The organism is Pseudomonas sp. LH21 (assembly GCF_036549575.1).
GTDB classification, from domain to species: domain Bacteria; phylum Pseudomonadota; class Gammaproteobacteria; order Pseudomonadales; family Pseudomonadaceae; genus Aquipseudomonas; species Aquipseudomonas peradeniyensis.
The window spans coordinates 1,262,813-1,279,986 of record NZ_CP144367.1 but is presented as its reverse complement, the minus strand read 5'-3'; the positions used below and the strand labels follow the sequence as shown (position 1 = coordinate 1,279,986).

The following is a 17,174-nucleotide window of genomic DNA, read 5'->3' as shown; positions in this document are numbered from 1 at the left end:
TGTAAAACACGAAAACTTTCACCAGGGCCCCACCCCATGACCCGTTCTCCCCTGCGCCGCCTCATCTTCGGCGCCCTGCGTCGCGTTCTCTACCTGTGGGTGCGCTCCGAAACCATCAACCAGTCCTCGCTGACGCTCAAGCTCGACCGCAGCCGACCGGTGTTCTACGCCCTCTCCTCGCCGTCGCTCACCGACCTGGCCGTGATCGACCACGAGTGCACCAAGGCGGGGCTGCCACGCCCGGTATTGCCGGTGGCCGTCGGCCCGCTGCAGGAGCCTGCGGCGTTCTTCTACCTGACCCCCGAGCCTGACTGGCTCGGCCGCCAGGACAAACGTGGCGCGCCACCGACGCTGGAGCGCCTGGTCGCGGCGATCAGCCAGCACGCCGAGGAAGACGCGCAGATCATTCCGGTCAGCGTGTTCTGGGGCCAGACCCCTGCCAGCGAGTCGAGCCCGTGGAAGCTGCTGTTCGCCGACAGCTGGGCCGTCACCGGCCGCCTGCGCCGCCTGCTCAGCGTGCTGATCCTGGGGCGCAAGACCCGGGTGCAGTTCTCCGCACCGATCCACCTGCGCGAACTGGTGCAGCACAACAAGGGCCATGAGCGCACCGTGCGCATGGCCCAGCGCATGATGCGCGTGCATTTCCGCAACCTGAAGACCGCGGTGATCGGACCCGACATCTCGCACCGACGCAACCTGGTCAAGGGCCTGGTGCACGACCCGCTGGTGCGCCAGGCCATCAGCGACGAGGCCGACCGCGAGAAGATCCCCTACGCCAAGGCCGAAGCCAAGGCGCTGCACTACGGCAACGAGATCGCCTCGGACTACACCTACACCGCCATCCGCTTCCTCGAAGTGGTGCTCAGCTGGTTCTGGAACAAGATCTACGACGGCATCAAGGTCAACCACATCGAGCAGGTACAGGGCATCGCCCCCGGCCACGAGGTGATCTACGTGCCCTGCCACCGCAGCCACATCGACTACCTGCTGCTGTCCTACCTGCTGTTCCGCAACGGCCTGACGCCGCCGCACATCGCCGCCGGCATCAACCTCAACATGCCGGTGATCGGCGGCCTGCTGCGCCGCGGCGGCGCCTTCTTCATGCGCCGCACATTCAAGGGCAACCCGCTGTACACCGCGGTGTTCAACGAGTACCTGCACACCCTGTTCACCAAGGGCTTCCCGGTCGAGTACTTCGTCGAGGGCGGCCGCTCGCGCACCGGGCGCATGCTGCAGCCACGCACCGGCATGCTGGCGATCACCCTGCGCAGCTTCCTGCGTTCCTCGCGCACGCCGATCGTCTTCGTCCCGGTGTACATCGGCTACGAGCGGGTACTCGAAGGCCGCACCTACCTGGGCGAGCTGCGCGGCGCCAGCAAGAAGAAAGAATCGATCTTCGACATCTTCAAGGTCATCGGCGCGCTCAAGCAGCGCTTCGGCCAGGTCTATGTCAACTTTGGCGAGCCGATCCGCCTCAATAGCTTCCTCGACGAACAACAGCCCGGCTGGCGCGATCAGCCGCTCGGCCCGCAGTTCCGCCCGGACTGGCTCAACGACACCACCACCCGCCTGGGCGAGACGGTCGCCCGTCACCTGAACGAAGCCGCGGCGATCAACCCGGTCAACCTGGTGGCCCTGGCCCTGCTGTCGACCAGCCGCCTGGCCCTGGACGAGCGCGCCCTGACCCGCGTGCTCGACCTGTACCTGGCCCTGCTGCGCCAGGTCCCCTACTCGCCGCACACCACGTTGCCCGACGGCAACGGCAAGGCGCTGATCGACCACGTGCTGGGCATGGACCTGCTGGCCGAGCAGAAGGACGCGCTGGGCCGCATCCTCTACCTGGACGAAGCCAACGCGGTGCTGATGACCTACTACCGCAACAACGTGCTGCACATCTTCGCCCTGCCGGGGCTGCTGGCGAGCTTCTTCCTCAGCAGCTCGCGCATGAGCCGCGATCTGCTGGGCCAGTACGTACGGGCGCTGTATCCGTACCTGCAGGCCGAGCTGTTCCTGCGCTGGACGCCCGAGCAGCTGGACGAGGTGATCGACCAGTGGCTGACCGCGCTGGTCGAGCAGGGGCTGCTGCGCAGGGAGCAGGACATCTACATGCGTCCAGCACCCAGCTCGCGGCAGTTCGTCCTGCTGACGCTGCTGGCGCGTACCATCACCCAGACCCTGCAGCGCTTCTACATGGCCACCTCGTTGCTGCTCAACAGCGGCCAGCACACGCTGAGCGCCGAGGAGCTGGAGGAGCTGTGCGTGATGATGGCCCAGCGCCTGTCGATCCTGCACGGCCTGAATGCCCCGGAGTTCTTCGACAAGACCCTGTTCCGCCACTTCATCCAGACCCTGGTGCGCGAAGGCGTGCTGCAGCCGGACGGCGATGGCAAGCTGGGTTACCACGACAAGCTCGCCGAACTGGCCGAAGGCGTTGCCAAGCGGGTACTGTCGGCGGAGCTGCGCCTGTCGATCCGCCAGGTAGCCTTGCACCGCGATGAAACACCGGAACCTGTGGCGGTCGAGTGAACTGGCCCGCCCCCGGTCTACCCGATACGCTGAACCTGCTCCATTCTGTCCATAAGGAAATCCCCATGATTCGCTCCTCCTTGCGCTTCACCACCCTGTGCGCCGGCCTGCTGCTGTCGGCCAGCGCCCTGGCCCTGTCGCTGGGCGACCTGTCCCAGAGCGACGCCTCCGGCGGCCTGAAGGACGCCCTCACCCAAGGCGCGCAGATCGCCGTCAAGCAACTGAGCACCCCCGGCGGTTTCAGCAACAACCCCGACGTGCGCATCGAACTGCCGGGCAACCTCGGCAAGGCCGCCAAGGCCATGAAGATGTTCGGCAAGGGTGAACAGGTCGAAGCCCTGGAAACCAGCATGAACAAGGCCGCCGAGGCCGCGGTGCCACAAGCCCAGGCGATCCTGGTGGACGCGGTGAAGAAGATGACCGTGACCGATGCCAAGGGCATCCTCAGCGGCGGCCAGGACTCGGCCACCCAGTACCTGAACAAGAGCAGCCGCGAGCAGATTCGCGCCAAGTTCCTGCCGATCGTCAAGCAGGCCACCGACAAGGTCGGCCTGGCCCAGCAGTACAACAACTTCGCCGGGCAGGCCGCAGGCCTGGGCGTGGTCGACGCCAAGAGCGCCAACATCGAGAGCTACGTGACCGAGAAAGCCCTGGACGGGCTGTTCGAGATGATCGCCAAGCAGGAAGAGAGCATTCGCCAGAACCCGGCCGGTGCCGCGACCAGCCTGGCCAAGAAGGTGTTCGGCGCACTCTGAGGCGTCGGTTCCGATCGCGGGTCAAGCCCGCTCCCACCGTGGGAGCGGGCTTGACCCGCGATGTTGTCAGTCCTTCCTGACCCTGAACCACGCCGCATACAGCGCCGGCAGGAACAGCAGGGTCAACACCGTGGCGACGATCAACCCGCCCATGATCGCCACCGCCATCGGCCCGTAGAACACGCTCCTCGACAGCGGAATCATCGCCAGCACCGCCGCCAATGCGGTCAGCACGATCGGCCGGAAGCGCCGCACCGTGGCCTCGATGATCGCCTGCCAACGCTCCATCCCCGCAGCGATATCCTGTTCGATCTGGTCCACCAGGATCACCGAGTTGCGCATGATCATCCCCGCCAGGGCGATGGTCCCGAGCATGGCGACGAAACCGAACGGCTGGCGGAACACCAGCAGGAACAGGGTCACGCCGATCAGCCCGAGGGGCGCGGTGAGGAACACCATGAACATCCGCGAGAAACTGCGCAGCTGGATCATCAGCAGGCTCAGCACCACCACGATGAACAAGGGCATGCCGGCATTCACCGAGCGCTGGCCACGCTCGGAGTCTTCCACCGTGCCGCCCACTTCAAGCAGGTAGCCATCGGGCAGCTCGCTCTTGATCTGGGCCAGGGTCGGCTGGATCTGCTTGACCAGGGTCGCCGGCTGCTCCTTGTCGTAGATGTCGGCGCGCACGGTGACGGTGGGCAGGCGGTTGCGGTGCCAGATGATGCCTTCCTCGAAGCCGTATTCCAGGGTCGCCACCTGCGACAGGGCCACGCTCTGGCCGTTTTCGGTGGGCACCGCCAGGCTGCCGAGGTTGCCCAGTTCGCGCCGCTCCTGCGGGGTGCCGCGCAGGAGGATCTCGATCAGCTCGTTGTCCTCGCGGTACTGGCTGACGTTGCTGCCGGTCAGCGAGCTCTGCAGGAAGCTCGACAGGTGCGCGGTGCTCACCCCCAGCGCCCGGGCGCGGTCCTGGTCGATATCCAGGTAGACCGCCTTGCTCGGTTCCTCCCAGTCCAGGTGCACGTTGACCACATGGGGGTTCTCACGCACCTTGGCCGCTACCTCGCGGGCCAGGGCGCGGACCTTCTCGATGTGCTCGCCGGTGACGCGGAACTGCACCGGATAGCCCACGGGCGGGCCGTTTTCCAGGCGCGTGACCCGCGAACGCAGGTCGGGGAACTGCTGGTCGAGGGTGCCGATCAGCCAGCTGCGCAGACGCTCACGGTCCTCCAGCGACTTGGCCAGCACCACGAACTGGGCAAAGCTCGCCGCCGGCAGCTGCTGGTCCAGCGGCAGGTAGAAGCGCGGCGAGCCGGTGCCGACGTAGGCGACGTAGTTGGCGATGCCGTCCTGCTGCTTGAGCAGTGCCTCCAGCTGCTTGACCCGTTCGGCGGTGTTGTTCAGCGAAGCGCCTTCGGCCAGCTTCAGGTCGACCATCAGCTCCGGCCGGCCGGAGGCCGGGAAGAACTGCTGCGGCACGAAACGGAACAGCAGGATGCTGCCGACGAACGCGGCGATGGTCAGGACGATCACCGTCTTGCGCCGCCGCACGCACCACTCCACCACCCGCCTGACGCGCTGGTAGAACGGCGTGGCATAAGGGTCGGGGGCATGTCCGTCGGCACCATGGCGGGCCGCGTGAAGCTTGGCCAGGTCCGGCAGCAGGCGCTCGCCCAGGTAGGGCACGAACACTACTGCGGCGACCCAGGAGGTCAGCAGGGCGATGGTCACCACCTGGAAGATCGAGCGGGTGTACTCCCCCGTGCTCGAAGCCGCCGTGGCGATCGGCAGGAAACCGGCGGCGGTGATCAGAGTACCGGTGAGCATCGGGAACGCGGTACTGGTCCAGGCGTAGCTCGCCGCCTTGAGCCGGTCGTAGCCCTGCTCCATCTTGATCGCCATCATCTCCACCGCGATGATCGCATCGTCCACCAGCAGCCCCAGGGCCAGTACCAGCGCCCCCAGCGAGATCTTGTGCAGGCCGATGCCGAAGTAGTGCATGGCGGCAAAGGTCATGGCCAGCACCAGCGGAATCGCCAGCGCCACCACCAGGCCGGTACGCAGGCCCAGGGAGAAGAAGCTCACCAGCAGGACGATCGCCAGGGCCTCGATCAGCACCTGCACGAACTCGCCGACCCCGGCCTTCACCGCCGCCGGCTGGTCGGACACCTTGCGCAGTTCCATGCCCGCCGGCAGGCTCTGCGCCAGGCGGGCGAACTCGCCTTCCAGGGCCTTGCCGAGCACCAGGATGTCGCCGCCGTCCTTCATCGACACCGCCAGGCCGATGGCGTCCTCGCCCATGAAGCGCATGCGCGGCGCGGGTGGGTCGTTGAAACCGCGCTGCACGTCGGCGACATCGCCGATACGGAAGGTGCGGTCACCTACGCGGATGGGGAACTGGCGAATCTGCTCGACGCTGTCGAAGCGCCCGCTGACCCGCAGTTGCAGGCGCTCGCTGGGGGTTTCGAAGAAGCCTGCGGTGCTCACCGCGTTCTGCTCGCGCAGCGCCTGCTGCACGGCGGCCAGCGGTACGCCCAGAGTGGCCAGCTTGACGTTGGACAGCTCGATCCAGACCTTCTCGTCCTGCAGGCCGATCAGCTCGACCTTGCCCACATCCTTGACCCGTTGCAGCTGGATCTGGATACGGTCGGCGTAGTCCTTGAGCACCGCATAGTCGAAGCCGGCGCCGGTCAGGGCATAGATGTTGCCGAAGGTGGTGCCGAACTCGTCGTTGAAGAACGGCCCCTGCGCCTCGGGCGGCAGGGTGTGCTTGATGTCCGCGACTTTCTTGCGGATCTGGTACCACAGCTCGGGGATGTCCGCGGAATGCATCGAGTCGCGGGCCATGAAGGTGACTTGGGACTCACCGGGCCGCGAGAACGAGACGATCCGCTCGTACTCGCCGGTTTCCATCAGCTTCTTTTCAATACGCTCGGTGACCTGGCGCGACACTTCCTCGGCGGTCGCCCCGGGCCACAGGGTACGGATGACCATGGCCTTGAAGGTGAAGGGTGGATCCTCGCTCTGCCCCAACTTGGTGTATGACATGGCGCCGATCGCCGCCAGCAGGATCATCAGGAACAACACGATCTGGCGATTGCGCAGCGCCCAGGCGGAAAGGTTGAAACCCATCGGGACTTACTCCTTGGCCGCCAGGTTCACTTCACGGTTGCTGCGGTCCACAGGCCGCACCTGCTGCCCTTCGCGCAGCACATGACCACCCGCGGCGACCACCCAGTCGCCGGCCTGCAGCCCTTCGAGCACCGGCACGCTGTCGGCGCCATAGGCGCCCAGGCGCACCTGTGCGCGTTCCAGGCGGTTGTCCTTGCCGATCTTCCAGACATAGGCCTGGCCGGCCTCGGCAGTCACCGCCGAGAGCGGCACCGCCAGCGGCGAGCGTTCGGCATGCTCGATGAACACACGGGCGCTCTGGCCGAGTTCGGCCGGCGTGTCGCTGGAGGTGAAGGCGATGCGTGCGGCAAAGGTCCGCGAACGCGGGTCCGCCGCCGGGGACAGCTCGCGAATGCGGCCCTCGAAGCGTCGGTTCGGGTGCGACCACAGCTCCACGCTCACCGCCTGGCCGACGGCGAAGCGGGCGAACTGCTGCTCGGGCAGGCCGATGGCCACTTCGCGCTCACCGTCGGCGGCGAGGGTGAACACAGTCTGTCCGGCGGCCACCACCTGGCCCACCTCGACCTGGCGCTTGGCGATCACCCCGGCCTGGGGCGCGCGCAGCACTGTGTACTCGGCCTGGTTGCCGGCCACTTCGAACTCGGCCTTGGCCTGCTTCAGCCGCGCCTGGCCGGCACGGTAGAGGTTCTCGGCGTTGTCGAACTGGGAGTGGCTGACCATCTGCCGGTCCAGCAGTTTCTGGTAGCGGTCGCGCTCGGCGCGGACCAGCGCCAGGTTGGCCTCGGCCGCCGCCAGCTGGGCGCGGTTGGCCTCCAGCTGCAGGCGCACGTCCTGGGGATCGAGTTCGGCCAGCGGCTGCTCGGCCTTGACCCGCTGCCCCTCTTCCACCAGGCGCTTGCTGACCTTGCCGCCGATGCGGAACGCAAGTTCAGGCTCGAAGCGCGCGCGCACCTCGCCCGGATAGCTGTCGGCCGAGGCCTGCGCGGGTTGCGGCTGAACCACCAGCGCCGGGCGCGGCGCGGCAGGTGGCGCGGCCTCCTGGCCGCAGGCGGAAAGCAGGAGCACGGCGACTGCCGGCAGGGCGAGGGACAACGCACGACGCAACATGATGAATGACCTTTGGCAGAGGGCGCATCGAATATTTATACTGACGAGTATATTAAGTCAGCGAACCGGGCCGGGGAAGCGGGCGTGTCAGAGAAAATCCATATTGGCCTTGCGACGTATGCTGCAGCCGACGCCTTCACGACCCGGTAAGATGTGTCCCTTTCACTCTGAATGCGGTCCCTCATGTCCAACGACGCACCCATCGGCCCAGGCCGGCCCAAGGACCTGGCCAAGCGCGAGGCCATCCTCGAAGCCGCCAAGCACCTGTTCCTCAGCCTTGGCTATGCCAACACCAGCATGGATGCGGTCGCTGCGGCGGCAGGTGTTTCAAAGCTCACTGTCTACAGTCATTTCACCGACAAGCAGACGCTGTTCGGCGCGGCGGTCATGTCCACCTGCCAGAACCAGTTGCCTGACTTGATGTTCGAGTATCCGGAAGGGGTGGCGGTGGAGGATGTGCTGCTGAACATTGCCCGGGGGTTCCAGGCGCTCATCAGCAGTGACGAAGCGGTCAAGCTGAGTCGCCTGATCTTTGCCCTGGGTAGCCAGGATCCGGGGTTTGGGCAGTATTTCTACGAGGCGGGGCCGAAGCGGGTGATGGCCGGGATGGCGGCGCTGCTGCATTGTGTCGACCAGCGGGGGTTGCTGCGGATCGACAACCCGTTGCGGGCGGCGGAGCATTTCTTCTGCCTGGTGAAGGGGGCGCCGGATTATCGGTTGTTGCTGGGGTGCGCGCAGGCGCTGAGTGGGGATGAGGCTGAGGCGCATGTGCGGGAGGCTGTTGGGGTTTTTGTTCGGGCTTTTCGGAGGTAGTTCGGGTTCGGGTTCGGGGGTGATTGTTTTGATTTTTGCATGCTCATTCGTAGGCGATGTCGACATTTAGTCACCTTTTCGCCTTTACGTGAACTGACCCCCGAAAGTTGGACGCCTGACTCCAACCGGAGGGTGTTCCATGACGAAATACAATCTAGCGCTCAAGCAAGCACTCATCGAAGAGTGCCTTTCTGCACGGAGTGTTCATGAGGTAGCACTGAAGCATAGCCTGAGTCCATCGTTGCTACGCCGTTGGATAAAGGGCTATGAGCAACACGGCGCAGCAGGTCTGACTACCAAGTACAGCCACTACGACGCCCAGTTCAAGTTGAAGGTTTTGCAGTGCATCGAGCAAGGCGGACTGTCAGCCCAGCAAGCCTGCATACAGTTTGATATCCGAGGTCCGAGTAGCATCAGGCAGTGGAAAAGGCTGTACGATGAAGGCGGAGTAGAAGCACTTCACCCGCATCGTGCCCGAGAATCCCGAATGCCCCGCAAAGCATCAAAACAACCCAGCATAAGCCCGGCTACCCCTGCAGATACCGAGCTGACACCTGAGCAGATGCTCGAAGAGCTGGAGTATCTGCGTGCGGAGAATGCCTATCTAAAAAAGCTCGATGCCTTGATCCAAGCGGACCCCAGCACTGCGCAATCAAGAAAGCGCAGACCGTCCAAGGATTGAGGCATGAGCATCGGCTAGCTCTGCTTTTACGCGCGGCAGGGCTGGCACGCAGCACCTTCTATTACCAAAGCAAAGCGTTGGTGACCGACAAGCATGCGGTTCTCAAAGAGCGCATCAATAGCCTCTATCACAAGCACAAGGGGCGGTACGGCTATCGCCGCATCACCGCAGTGCTTGAGCGGCACGGCGAAGTGATCAATCACAAGAAGGTGCAGCGGTTGATGCAGTTGATGAATCTGAAATCCCTGGTAAAAGTGAAGAAATATCGCTCCTACCGAGGTTCCGAAAGGGCTTGTTGCATCTGATCTGCTCAAGCGTGAATTCAAGGCGGAAGCCCCTAATCAGAAATGGGTCACCGATGTGACTGAGTTCAAGGTGAAAGGGCAGAAGCTGTATCTTTCACCTGTGATGGACCTGTACAACGGCGAAATTCTTGCCTATCAGATCAATCCGCGCCCTGAGTTCAAGATGGTATCGACGATGTTGGAGCAAGCTTTCGAGCGGCTGAACCCAGATGACAAACCGATATTGCACTCCGATCAAGGTTGGCAATACCGACAGCCTGCTTATCGACATATGCTGGGCGGAAAGGAAATCCAGCAGAGCATGTCGCGTAAGGGCAACTGCCTAGACAATGCCGCGATGGAAAGCTTTTTCGGTACACTCAAGAGCGAGTTTTTCTATCTGGAATCGTTTGACAGTGTTGAGCAACTGGCATCAGGGCTAGAGGACTACATCGCCTACTACAATCAAGAACGTATAAGTCTAAGACTGAATGGCTTGAGCCCGGTACAATTTCGGACTCAAGCGCTGAACCCATAGCGTACCCCGTCCAACTTTCGGGGGTCAGTTCAACGGCGACCTACTTTTCTCTAGGGAAAAGTAGGCAAAACCGTTCCGCTCCGTTCATCCGGCCCCTACGCTGCGCTCCGGGGTCCCCTCGCTCCGTTCTTGCTCCCGGGAGGACCGCGCTGAACGCCCCATCCTGGGGCGCAGCGCTTGACGGCCATCCATGGCCGTCACCTCCCTACGCAAGAACTCCGCTCGGCCTCCTGAAGTCGCAATTGGCGGCGCCTGGACTATTGCGCGCTTAGAAGCAAGAGCAAGAGCAAGAGCAAGAAATGCGAAGTTAGTTTTTTGGCCATTAATTATGTATTGGCTGTTCCGGCCCTTTCGCGGGGCAAGCCCGCTCCTACAGATATCTATATAACGACGACTATTGCGTGGGAGCGGGCTTGCCCCGCGATACGATCGAGAGATCAACTAAACTTTCAACTAGCGACAGCTGCGCCAGTCCAGGCGCCGCTCGTAACTTCGCGACTTCAGGAGGCCGAACGGAGGTCTTGCGGAGGGAGGTGACGGGCATGGATGCCCGTCAAGCGCTGGGGCCCAGGATGGGCCCTACAGCGCGGTCCTCCCGGGAGCAAGGCCGGAGTGAGGGAACCCGGAGCGAAGCGGAGGGCCGGATGAATGGAGCGAGGCGGCTTTGGTTACTTTGGCCAAGACCAAAGTAACCCGCCGTAAGGGCCATCCCTTTCAAGGTCTTTTGGTTTTAGCGGCCTTGATGACCCGATCCGTCGAAACGTGGGCATGCACAGCCGTACCTTGCACCCAGGCCTTCGCTTTGGGCACCTTGGGGCCTCGTGGACTTTTCACGACCTGTTTGGGCTGGATGTTTCTGGCTAGCTCCAGCAGGCGCTGGGCCAGTTTGTCTATCGGTACAACTGGCATGTACTCGGATGGCAGGGCAATCTGCATGCCTTCGTAACCCCCTCTGATCTGCACCGCCAAGTGATAGATCGAGGCTTCCCAATTATCGGGCAAGGCATCCCGATGGGCCTGCTCAACACTACGTTTGAGCAAGGCCAGAACGTTGTATGCCAGAACGGCAGTGGTGAAGCCAAGCAAGGCAGCTCGCGGGCTGCCAAGGGTTTCAATTTCACTTTCCAGAATCGCTTCCAGTCGCTGAAACATCCCTTCGATGCTCCAGCGACGGCGATAGAAGTCTGCGATTTGTTGTGCACTGATGCTCTCGGGCAGATTGCTCCAGAACATCAAGCTGTTATCACCTGAGTCGTTTGGCGAATGAAGTGTCAACTCGACACGTCGCCAGCAGTGCCCGCCTTTTACTTCGATGGATTGCTCGCGCACTGTGCCTGTTGCTACCGGCATCGGTGCTTGCCACTCACCTTCTTGGATCAAGCGGGGATGTTTGGCTTGCTGGCGAATGACAAATGATGTGCTCACCTGTTCGCACGCCTCCATGACAGGCAGCGTGCAGTAGAGGCGATCAGCGACCCAGACCTGATTGGCCTTTGCTTGAGCCAGTAACGGCAAGACACAGACGCGCTCACTTGCGTAGGCGTCTTCACACGGTTGGAGGTCGATCACCTGATCCAGATCGGGATCGTAGACCACTACCGAGAACCCGGGGCGAGCCGCCCCACGCTCTTGGCGCAACGCACCAAGACGCTTTTCGGTGGAGGCCAGGTGGCTTCCATCGACTATCCGAACTTGCCAATCAGGAAGCATGGCTGAATAGCCCAACTCATGGATTGTCGGCGCCAAGCGCTGCGCACAGCCTGTCACCAGAGCACGCAACAGGGCAGGTTCGGTTCGACTGATCTTGTCGTAAAGGGCCGCCAGACTGACGGGAAGGTCGTCTAGTTGTCTCGCGGCAGCATGTAAGGATGGCTTCAAGCCCAGAGAAACAAGCGACATCAGCTTGACGATGGTCGAGAACAGCAATTCGCGAGAATACTGCCGTTGCCGGTGCTCCTCGAAAACCTGATCGACCCACTCCGGCGCAATGGCCTGCTCCAAGGCAAGTTTGGCCATTACGCTGGCGGGTGCTTTTTTCTCGAATCGCGCTAGTACATCAGCCCACATCGTTCGGGTCTTCCTGACTGGATTTCAGTGGATTCTACCGAAGACCTTGAAAGGGATGGCCGTAAGGGCGGAAAGGTGAATAAGCGTCGACATCGCAAATGAATGCGCATATAACTTCAAAAACAAACACCACCCAAACCCAACGAACTAACGAACTAACGAACAGTCAAGCCTTCAAAGCCTTCTTGGGATATATATCATACCGACTCGATTTCCCCTCCAGACTATGACTCGGCTTGGCCCCCTCGATAATAGGCGCCTTGCGCGGCCGCTTGACCACCACCCGATGCGTGGCGAGCGCCATAGCCGCCTCGAGCAACGCCGGCGCATCCAGGTCATCGCCGACCAAAGGCCTGAACACCCGCATTTCCTTCTTCACCAAGGCACTCTTGTCCCGATGCGGAAACATCGGATCCAGGTAGATCACCTGCGGCGCCTCCCCCTCCCAAGCCCGCATCCGCTCGATGGCATTGCCGGTCAGCAAGCGCATGCGCGCAACGATCGGAGCAATCTCCTCATCCCCCCGCGCCCGCACCAACCCATCTTCCAGCAGCGCGGCAATCAACGGCTGACGCTCGATCAGGGTCATCTGGCAACCCAGGCTGGCCAGTACGAACGCATCCTTGCCCAACCCCGCCGTAGCATCGAGCACCTGCGGCCGCACGCCCTGGGCGATGCCCACGGCCTTGGCGATCATCTGCCCGTTGCCACCGCCGTACAACCGCCGGTGCGCCGCCTGCCCCTCGACGAAATCCACCCGCACCGGCCCCGGCGCCTGCGGCCCGAGCTGCTGGATCTGCAGCCCCTCGTCCCCCAGCTGCACGGCGAACTCCGCGGCATCATCGACCAACGGCAAGCCCAGCCGCTCGGCCCATGCCTCGGCCTGCGCCTGAAACTGCGGGGCCAGTGCCTCGACCCTGATACCTGCGCCTTGCTGCTGCTCTACCATCCGTTCCCGCACTCGAAATAAATTAATGAAACCCCGGCCAGAGCCGATACAGGCAATATCCCGCTATTCTGCCAGAGCTCAACGTCCGCGACTGCCATGTCAGACACTCTTCCCATCGGCTTGACCTACTTGTCGCCCGTCGGCAACTACGGTCGACAGAATACCCAGGCACTGGGTGGCGTCAGCCACCTGTGGCAGGATTTCTTCGCCCAGGCCATGGCAGAGCAATCGCAAGGCGAAGTCGACACCTTCAGCCAGGCGCTGCTGCAGTGCGACCAGGACAGCGGCGAACCGGTCGGCGGCGCCCGTGCCCTGGCCCTGATCGACGCCCAGCGCGCCCTGCCGGTTCACGACACCGAGGTGGCCCCGCCCGAGCCGCTGTTCCTGCCCAAGGCGGAACTGGAAGCCAAGCTGCTGCCACCCGCTCCGGAGCCCTTCGACACCGTCGAACTGATCGAGCAGCAACGCCAGCTCGATATCAGCAACAGCTGGTTGCGCCCGGTGGTCATGAGCCAGGGTCACCCCATCGCCGAGCCCGGCCCCGACCCATCGCCGCGGCCGCTGTTCCTGCCAATCGCCGAGTTCGAGACCAACCTGCTCGACCCTGCGCCCGAACCCTTCGACGAGCAGACGCTGGCCAAGCAGCAGAACGACCTGGAGTTCGATATCCACTGGGCGCGCCCGGTGGTGCTGAACAACGTGCGCGTGCACGCCTGAGTTCAACGGCAGATCTGCCAGAAGCCCATGTCCAGGTGAAAGTGGTTGTGGTGCGCGGCGTTGTAGTCCGGCCCCAGCGCCGTGCTGAAGCTTTCGCAGGCCGACGCCTGCACTTGCCGCAGGAAGTCAGCCTTGGGGCCCTCTCCCGACCAGTCCTGGGCCAGTACGATGCGCTGGCCATCCTTCAGACGAAAACCACTGATATCCAGCGCATTGGCCGTGGCATGCTGGCTGAGCCGGCCCTGCTTGCGGTGGTAGACATTGCGGCAGGCAAAACTGCCCAGATGATCGACCTGAACCACTGGCTGACCGAACACCCGCTGCGCCGCCGGCTGCAATCCATGCATTTCGAACAGTGCATAGGCCACCGCCAGCGGACAACTGGCGAGGAAGCTGCTGCTCAAGCGCGCCTGCCCGCCCTCCACACGCCAGACGTTGCGCAACGGACAAGCGGCCTGCGCCGGGCTGTCACTCTGCGGGCGATAACGCAGCGTGGTGGTCTGCAACGCCTGGCGGCATAGCTCGGGATCGTCGCGCAGACGCGACAGCTTGTAAGGCGTCAGCAAATTCGGGGGCTGCCGAACATCCAGAGCGGCCCAGGGGCTCCAGGCAGCCGGCGGGCGCCAGCCCATCAACCAGGCGAGCAGCACAACCAACAGCAGGCTGACCAACGCAGTCAACGCTCTACCCATGGGCCCTCAACGGCGGAACAAGTCATTGAGCTGGGCAAATGGCAGAGCCTGCTCGCCATAGCTGAAGGTGCCCTGCTCACGGATCTCCAGCGCGGCCCGCTGGAAAGCGCCCAACGCCGCCCGCGCCAGCGAGGAACCGACACTGATGCGCTTCACGCCAAGGTCCTGCAGCTGATTCACGCTCAACGGTACCCCCGGCATGCCCATCAGCACATTCACAGGCCTGGGTGCGACAGCCTGCACCACCGCCCGGATCTCGTCGACGCTGCGCAGACCAGGCGCGTACAGCACGTCCGCTCCGGCCTCGGCATAGGCCTGCAACCGGCGGATGGTGTCGTCCAGGTCGAGACGCCCGTGCAGCAGGTTCTCGGCGCGGGCACAGAGGGTGAAGGGGAAGGACAGGCTGCGGGCGGCCGCGACGGCGGCGCGCACCCGTGCCACGGAGAGTTCGAAATCGTAGATCGGCGCGTCGTTGCGCCCGCTGGCATCCTCGATCGAGCCACCCACCAGCCCCACCTCGGCAGCGCGCAGGATGGTCTGCGCGCAGTCTTCCGGCAAATCGCCGAAACCATTTTCCAGATCAGCCGCCACCGGCAACGGCGTGGCGTCGACGATGGCGCGGGCATTGTCGAGGGTCTCCTCGAGCGTCAGCGCGCCTTCGGCATCCGGCCGCCCGAGGCTGAACGCCAACCCGGCACTGGTGGTGGCCAGCGCCTCGAAGCCCAGGCTGGCCAGCATCCGTGCGGAGCCGGCATCCCACGGGTTGGGAATGACGAACGCGCCATCACGCTCATGCAGGGCCTTGAAGGCTTCGGCTCGCAGGGTTTGCACATCCATGGTTCAACCTCCGACAGTCAGATCACAGTAGCCCCAGTTGTTCGACCTCAGGGGCACGCGGCAATTCAGGCAGCGCCGCCAAGCCTGGCAGCTGGGCCATCAGGCGCTGGTGAAAACGCTGGGCCAGTGCCGCGGCCAGACGGTTGTCCGAGGTATGCAGGAAGACGTACGGGCGGCGCCCCTCCTCGATCCAGGCGGCGACCTTGTCCACCCAGGGCGTGAGGAAGCGTTCGTTGGCCTCGAGCTCGGGATGGCCGATGAAGCGCACCTGCGGATGTTGGGTAAAGGCTGCCGGGCGCGGCGGCACCTTGGGCTTCTTGGCCTGGGCATGGAGCACGGCGGGCTCGCGCGAAGCGCAGCTGAACAGCGCACGCGGATCCAGGCAGATACGCTCGACGCCGCGTTCATGCAACAGGCGGTTGAGCTGGCGCTCCTCCTCGCCACGGGCAAAGAACGCGTCATTGCGCACCTCCACCGCCACCGGCACGCCGATCTCGTCGAGAAAGTGCGCAAGCTCACCCAGGCGCGCCGGGCCGAACATCGCCGGCAACTGTAGCCAGTAAGGCGACACGCGCTCGCCCAAGGGGGCCATCAGCCGGGTGAAGTCCAGCGCCGAGTCGAGCTGCTCGCGCAGATCGCCCGCGTGGCTGACATCACCGGGAAACTTGGCGGTGAAGCGAAACCCCGCCGGCATGATCTGCGCCCAACGCTCGACCGTCGCTGGCGCGGGACGGGCATAGAAGGTGGTATTGCCTTCGACGGCGTTGAATACCTGGCTGTACAGCCCGAGGAACTCACTGGTGCGGGCGTCGGCGGGGTACAGGTACTCGCGCCAGGCGTTCTCAGCCCAGGACGGGCAACCGAGGAAATAAGGGAGGGGTGATGGCGTCATCCATCAAATGTACAGGTCCAGCCCCAGCACTTCCATCTCCCAGTCGGTGAAGCCGGCAGTGGTCAGGTAGCTGGCCAGCGCCGTGGAGGTACGCCGGTCGCGGGCGCGGGGATAGATCAGGTCCTGCTGACGGGCCGGCAGGTTCTCGCCGCGACGGCTGGCACGACTGACCTGCGCGTCGATGTCCTCGATGATCTCGGCATCGGCTTCGTCGATGACTTCGCCACGCGCCGGCGCCTTGCGAGGCGCACGCTTGATGGGGTAGCTCTGTGAGGAGAAGCCGTCGATACGCATGACAGGGGCACTCAGGATCAATGATGGCAATTTAGCAGCATCAGGAATCCTTCGCTAATGCCCGAACTGATAACTGGACCACAGAACGCGCAAAAGGTTTTATCGTGAACGGCGATAGCCGACGAACTGCATTCAACGCGCCTTGGGCGTAGCCACATTGTCGCGCAGGTACACCGGTTGCGCCTGCTCGGCGGCGACCGCCTCGCCCCGCGCCCAGGCGAAGCCGGCCAGGGTGAGGATGTCCAGGGCGTTGGGCAAGGCAACGGCATCGCTGGCCGCGACCTGCACGGCCAGTCGCTCGGCATAGCCCCAACCGGTGCCGGCGCCGAACCACTCGCCATCCAGGTCTAGCGGCAGCGCAACCCGCTCGGGTGGCAGGACCATTTCCTGGCCGATCAGGCGCATCTCCCCCTGCTCGGCGCGGTAGCAGCCCCAATACACCTCGTCCATGCGCGCATCGATGGCTGCAGCCACCTGCTGCACGCCCCGCTCACGCAGCGCGCCCTGGGCCAGGGCCGCCAGGTTGGAGACCGGCAGCACCGGACGCTCGAGGGCAAAGGCCAGCCCCTGGACCACGCCGATGGCGATACGCACGCCGGTGAAGGCGCCCGGGCCACGACCGAAGGCGATGGCGTCCAGCGCGTTCAGCGCCACGCCCGAGTCGGCCAGCAGCTGCTTGATCATCGGCAGCAGCTTCTGCGCGTGCAGGCGTGGGGCCACCTCGTAGTGGCTGGTCACCTTGCCGTCGTGCAGCAGCGCGACGGAACAGGCTTCGGTGGCGGTATCCAGGGCCAGCAAGGTGGTCATCGAACGAGGTATCCAGGCGACAGGGGGAAAAAGAGCGGCAGTATAAACGACAACGGCCCGCAAGCGGGCCGTCGTGACGCAC

13 protein-coding genes and 1 pseudogene are annotated in these 17,174 nt (G+C 63.8%); 5 read left to right on the top strand and 9 right to left on the bottom strand.

Features of this window, described 5'->3' with window-relative positions; genetic code table 11:
• The first annotated feature begins 36 nt into the window (after positions 1-36).
• Positions 37-2,526: a glycerol-3-phosphate 1-O-acyltransferase PlsB gene (plsB, locus tag VUG52_RS05995; RefSeq protein WP_050704396.1), complete on the top strand. Its 2,490-nt coding sequence runs from the start codon at positions 37-39 to the stop codon at positions 2,524-2,526.
• A 65-nt stretch (positions 2,527-2,591) separates the two neighbouring features.
• Entirely contained in the window at positions 2,592-3,281 is a 690-nt protein-coding gene (locus tag VUG52_RS05990; RefSeq protein WP_050704395.1) for a DUF4197 domain-containing protein, read from the top strand.
• A 66-nt stretch (positions 3,282-3,347) separates the two neighbouring features.
• Here VUG52_RS05990 and VUG52_RS05985 read toward each other — a convergent pair whose 3' ends face one another.
• Together VUG52_RS05985 and VUG52_RS05980 are read right to left on the bottom strand one after the other, a co-directional pair.
• Positions 3,348-6,413, bottom strand: coding sequence for an efflux RND transporter permease subunit (locus tag VUG52_RS05985; RefSeq protein WP_050704394.1), 3,066 nt, complete (start codon positions 6,411-6,413; stop codon positions 3,348-3,350).
• A gap of 6 nt (positions 6,414-6,419) precedes the next feature.
• Positions 6,420-7,520 (bottom strand): efflux RND transporter periplasmic adaptor subunit, encoded by a 1,101-nt coding sequence (locus tag VUG52_RS05980; protein WP_331832556.1) that lies wholly within the window; start codon positions 7,518-7,520, stop codon positions 6,420-6,422.
• A 171-nt stretch (positions 7,521-7,691) separates the two neighbouring features.
• On the opposite strand from VUG52_RS05980, the gene VUG52_RS05975 reads away from it, so the two are divergent.
• Together VUG52_RS05975 and VUG52_RS05970 are read left to right on the top strand one after the other, a co-directional pair.
• On the top strand, positions 7,692-8,333 hold the full coding sequence (locus VUG52_RS05975) for a TetR/AcrR family transcriptional regulator (protein WP_050704392.1): 642 nt from the start codon (positions 7,692-7,694) through the stop codon (positions 8,331-8,333).
• A gap of 139 nt (positions 8,334-8,472) precedes the next feature.
• Positions 8,473-9,837: pseudogene (locus VUG52_RS05970) on the top strand (IS3 family transposase).
• 714 nt (positions 9,838-10,551) lie between these two features.
• On the opposite strand, the gene VUG52_RS05965 reads toward VUG52_RS05970, so the two are convergent.
• Positions 10,552-11,853 (bottom strand): IS4 family transposase, encoded by a 1,302-nt coding sequence (locus VUG52_RS05965; RefSeq protein WP_050707627.1) that lies wholly within the window; start codon positions 11,851-11,853, stop codon positions 10,552-10,554.
• Positions 11,854-12,070: 217 nt separating this feature from the next.
• On the bottom strand, positions 12,071-12,853 hold the full coding sequence (locus tag VUG52_RS05960) for a class I SAM-dependent methyltransferase (protein WP_331832555.1): 783 nt from the start codon (positions 12,851-12,853) through the stop codon (positions 12,071-12,073).
• A gap of 96 nt (positions 12,854-12,949) precedes the next feature.
• Between VUG52_RS05960 and VUG52_RS05955 the strand changes: the two genes are divergently transcribed.
• Positions 12,950-13,570, top strand: a complete 621-nt coding sequence (locus tag VUG52_RS05955) for a hypothetical protein (protein WP_050704389.1) — start codon at positions 12,950-12,952, stop codon at positions 13,568-13,570.
• 2 nt (positions 13,571-13,572) lie between these two features.
• On the opposite strand, the gene VUG52_RS05950 is transcribed toward VUG52_RS05955, so the two are convergent.
• The 5 genes from VUG52_RS05950 to tsaB form a co-directional block, all read right to left on the bottom strand.
• Positions 13,573-14,262 carry an extensin-like domain-containing protein gene (locus VUG52_RS05950; RefSeq protein ID WP_050704388.1) on the bottom strand — a complete coding sequence of 230 codons (690 nt, stop codon included), beginning with the start codon at positions 14,260-14,262 and terminating at the stop codon, positions 13,573-13,575.
• Positions 14,263-14,268: 6 nt separating this feature from the next.
• A complete protein-coding gene (locus tag VUG52_RS05945; protein WP_050704387.1) occupies positions 14,269-15,099 on the bottom strand; it encodes an isocitrate lyase/PEP mutase family protein in 831 nt (276 codons plus the stop codon).
• Between the two features lie 22 nt (positions 15,100-15,121).
• Positions 15,122-15,991 carry a DUF72 domain-containing protein gene (locus tag VUG52_RS05940; protein WP_050704386.1) on the bottom strand — a complete coding sequence of 290 codons (870 nt, stop codon included), beginning with the start codon at positions 15,989-15,991 and terminating at the stop codon, positions 15,122-15,124.
• 3 nt (positions 15,992-15,994) lie between these two features.
• On the bottom strand, positions 15,995-16,285 hold the full coding sequence (locus tag VUG52_RS05935) for a hypothetical protein (protein WP_050704385.1): 291 nt from the start codon (positions 16,283-16,285) through the stop codon (positions 15,995-15,997).
• A 132-nt stretch (positions 16,286-16,417) separates the two neighbouring features.
• Positions 16,418-17,092, bottom strand: a complete 675-nt coding sequence (gene tsaB / locus VUG52_RS05930) for a tRNA (adenosine(37)-N6)-threonylcarbamoyltransferase complex dimerization subunit type 1 TsaB (protein ID WP_331832554.1) — start codon at positions 17,090-17,092, stop codon at positions 16,418-16,420.
• Positions 17,093-17,174: the final 82 nt, after the last annotated feature.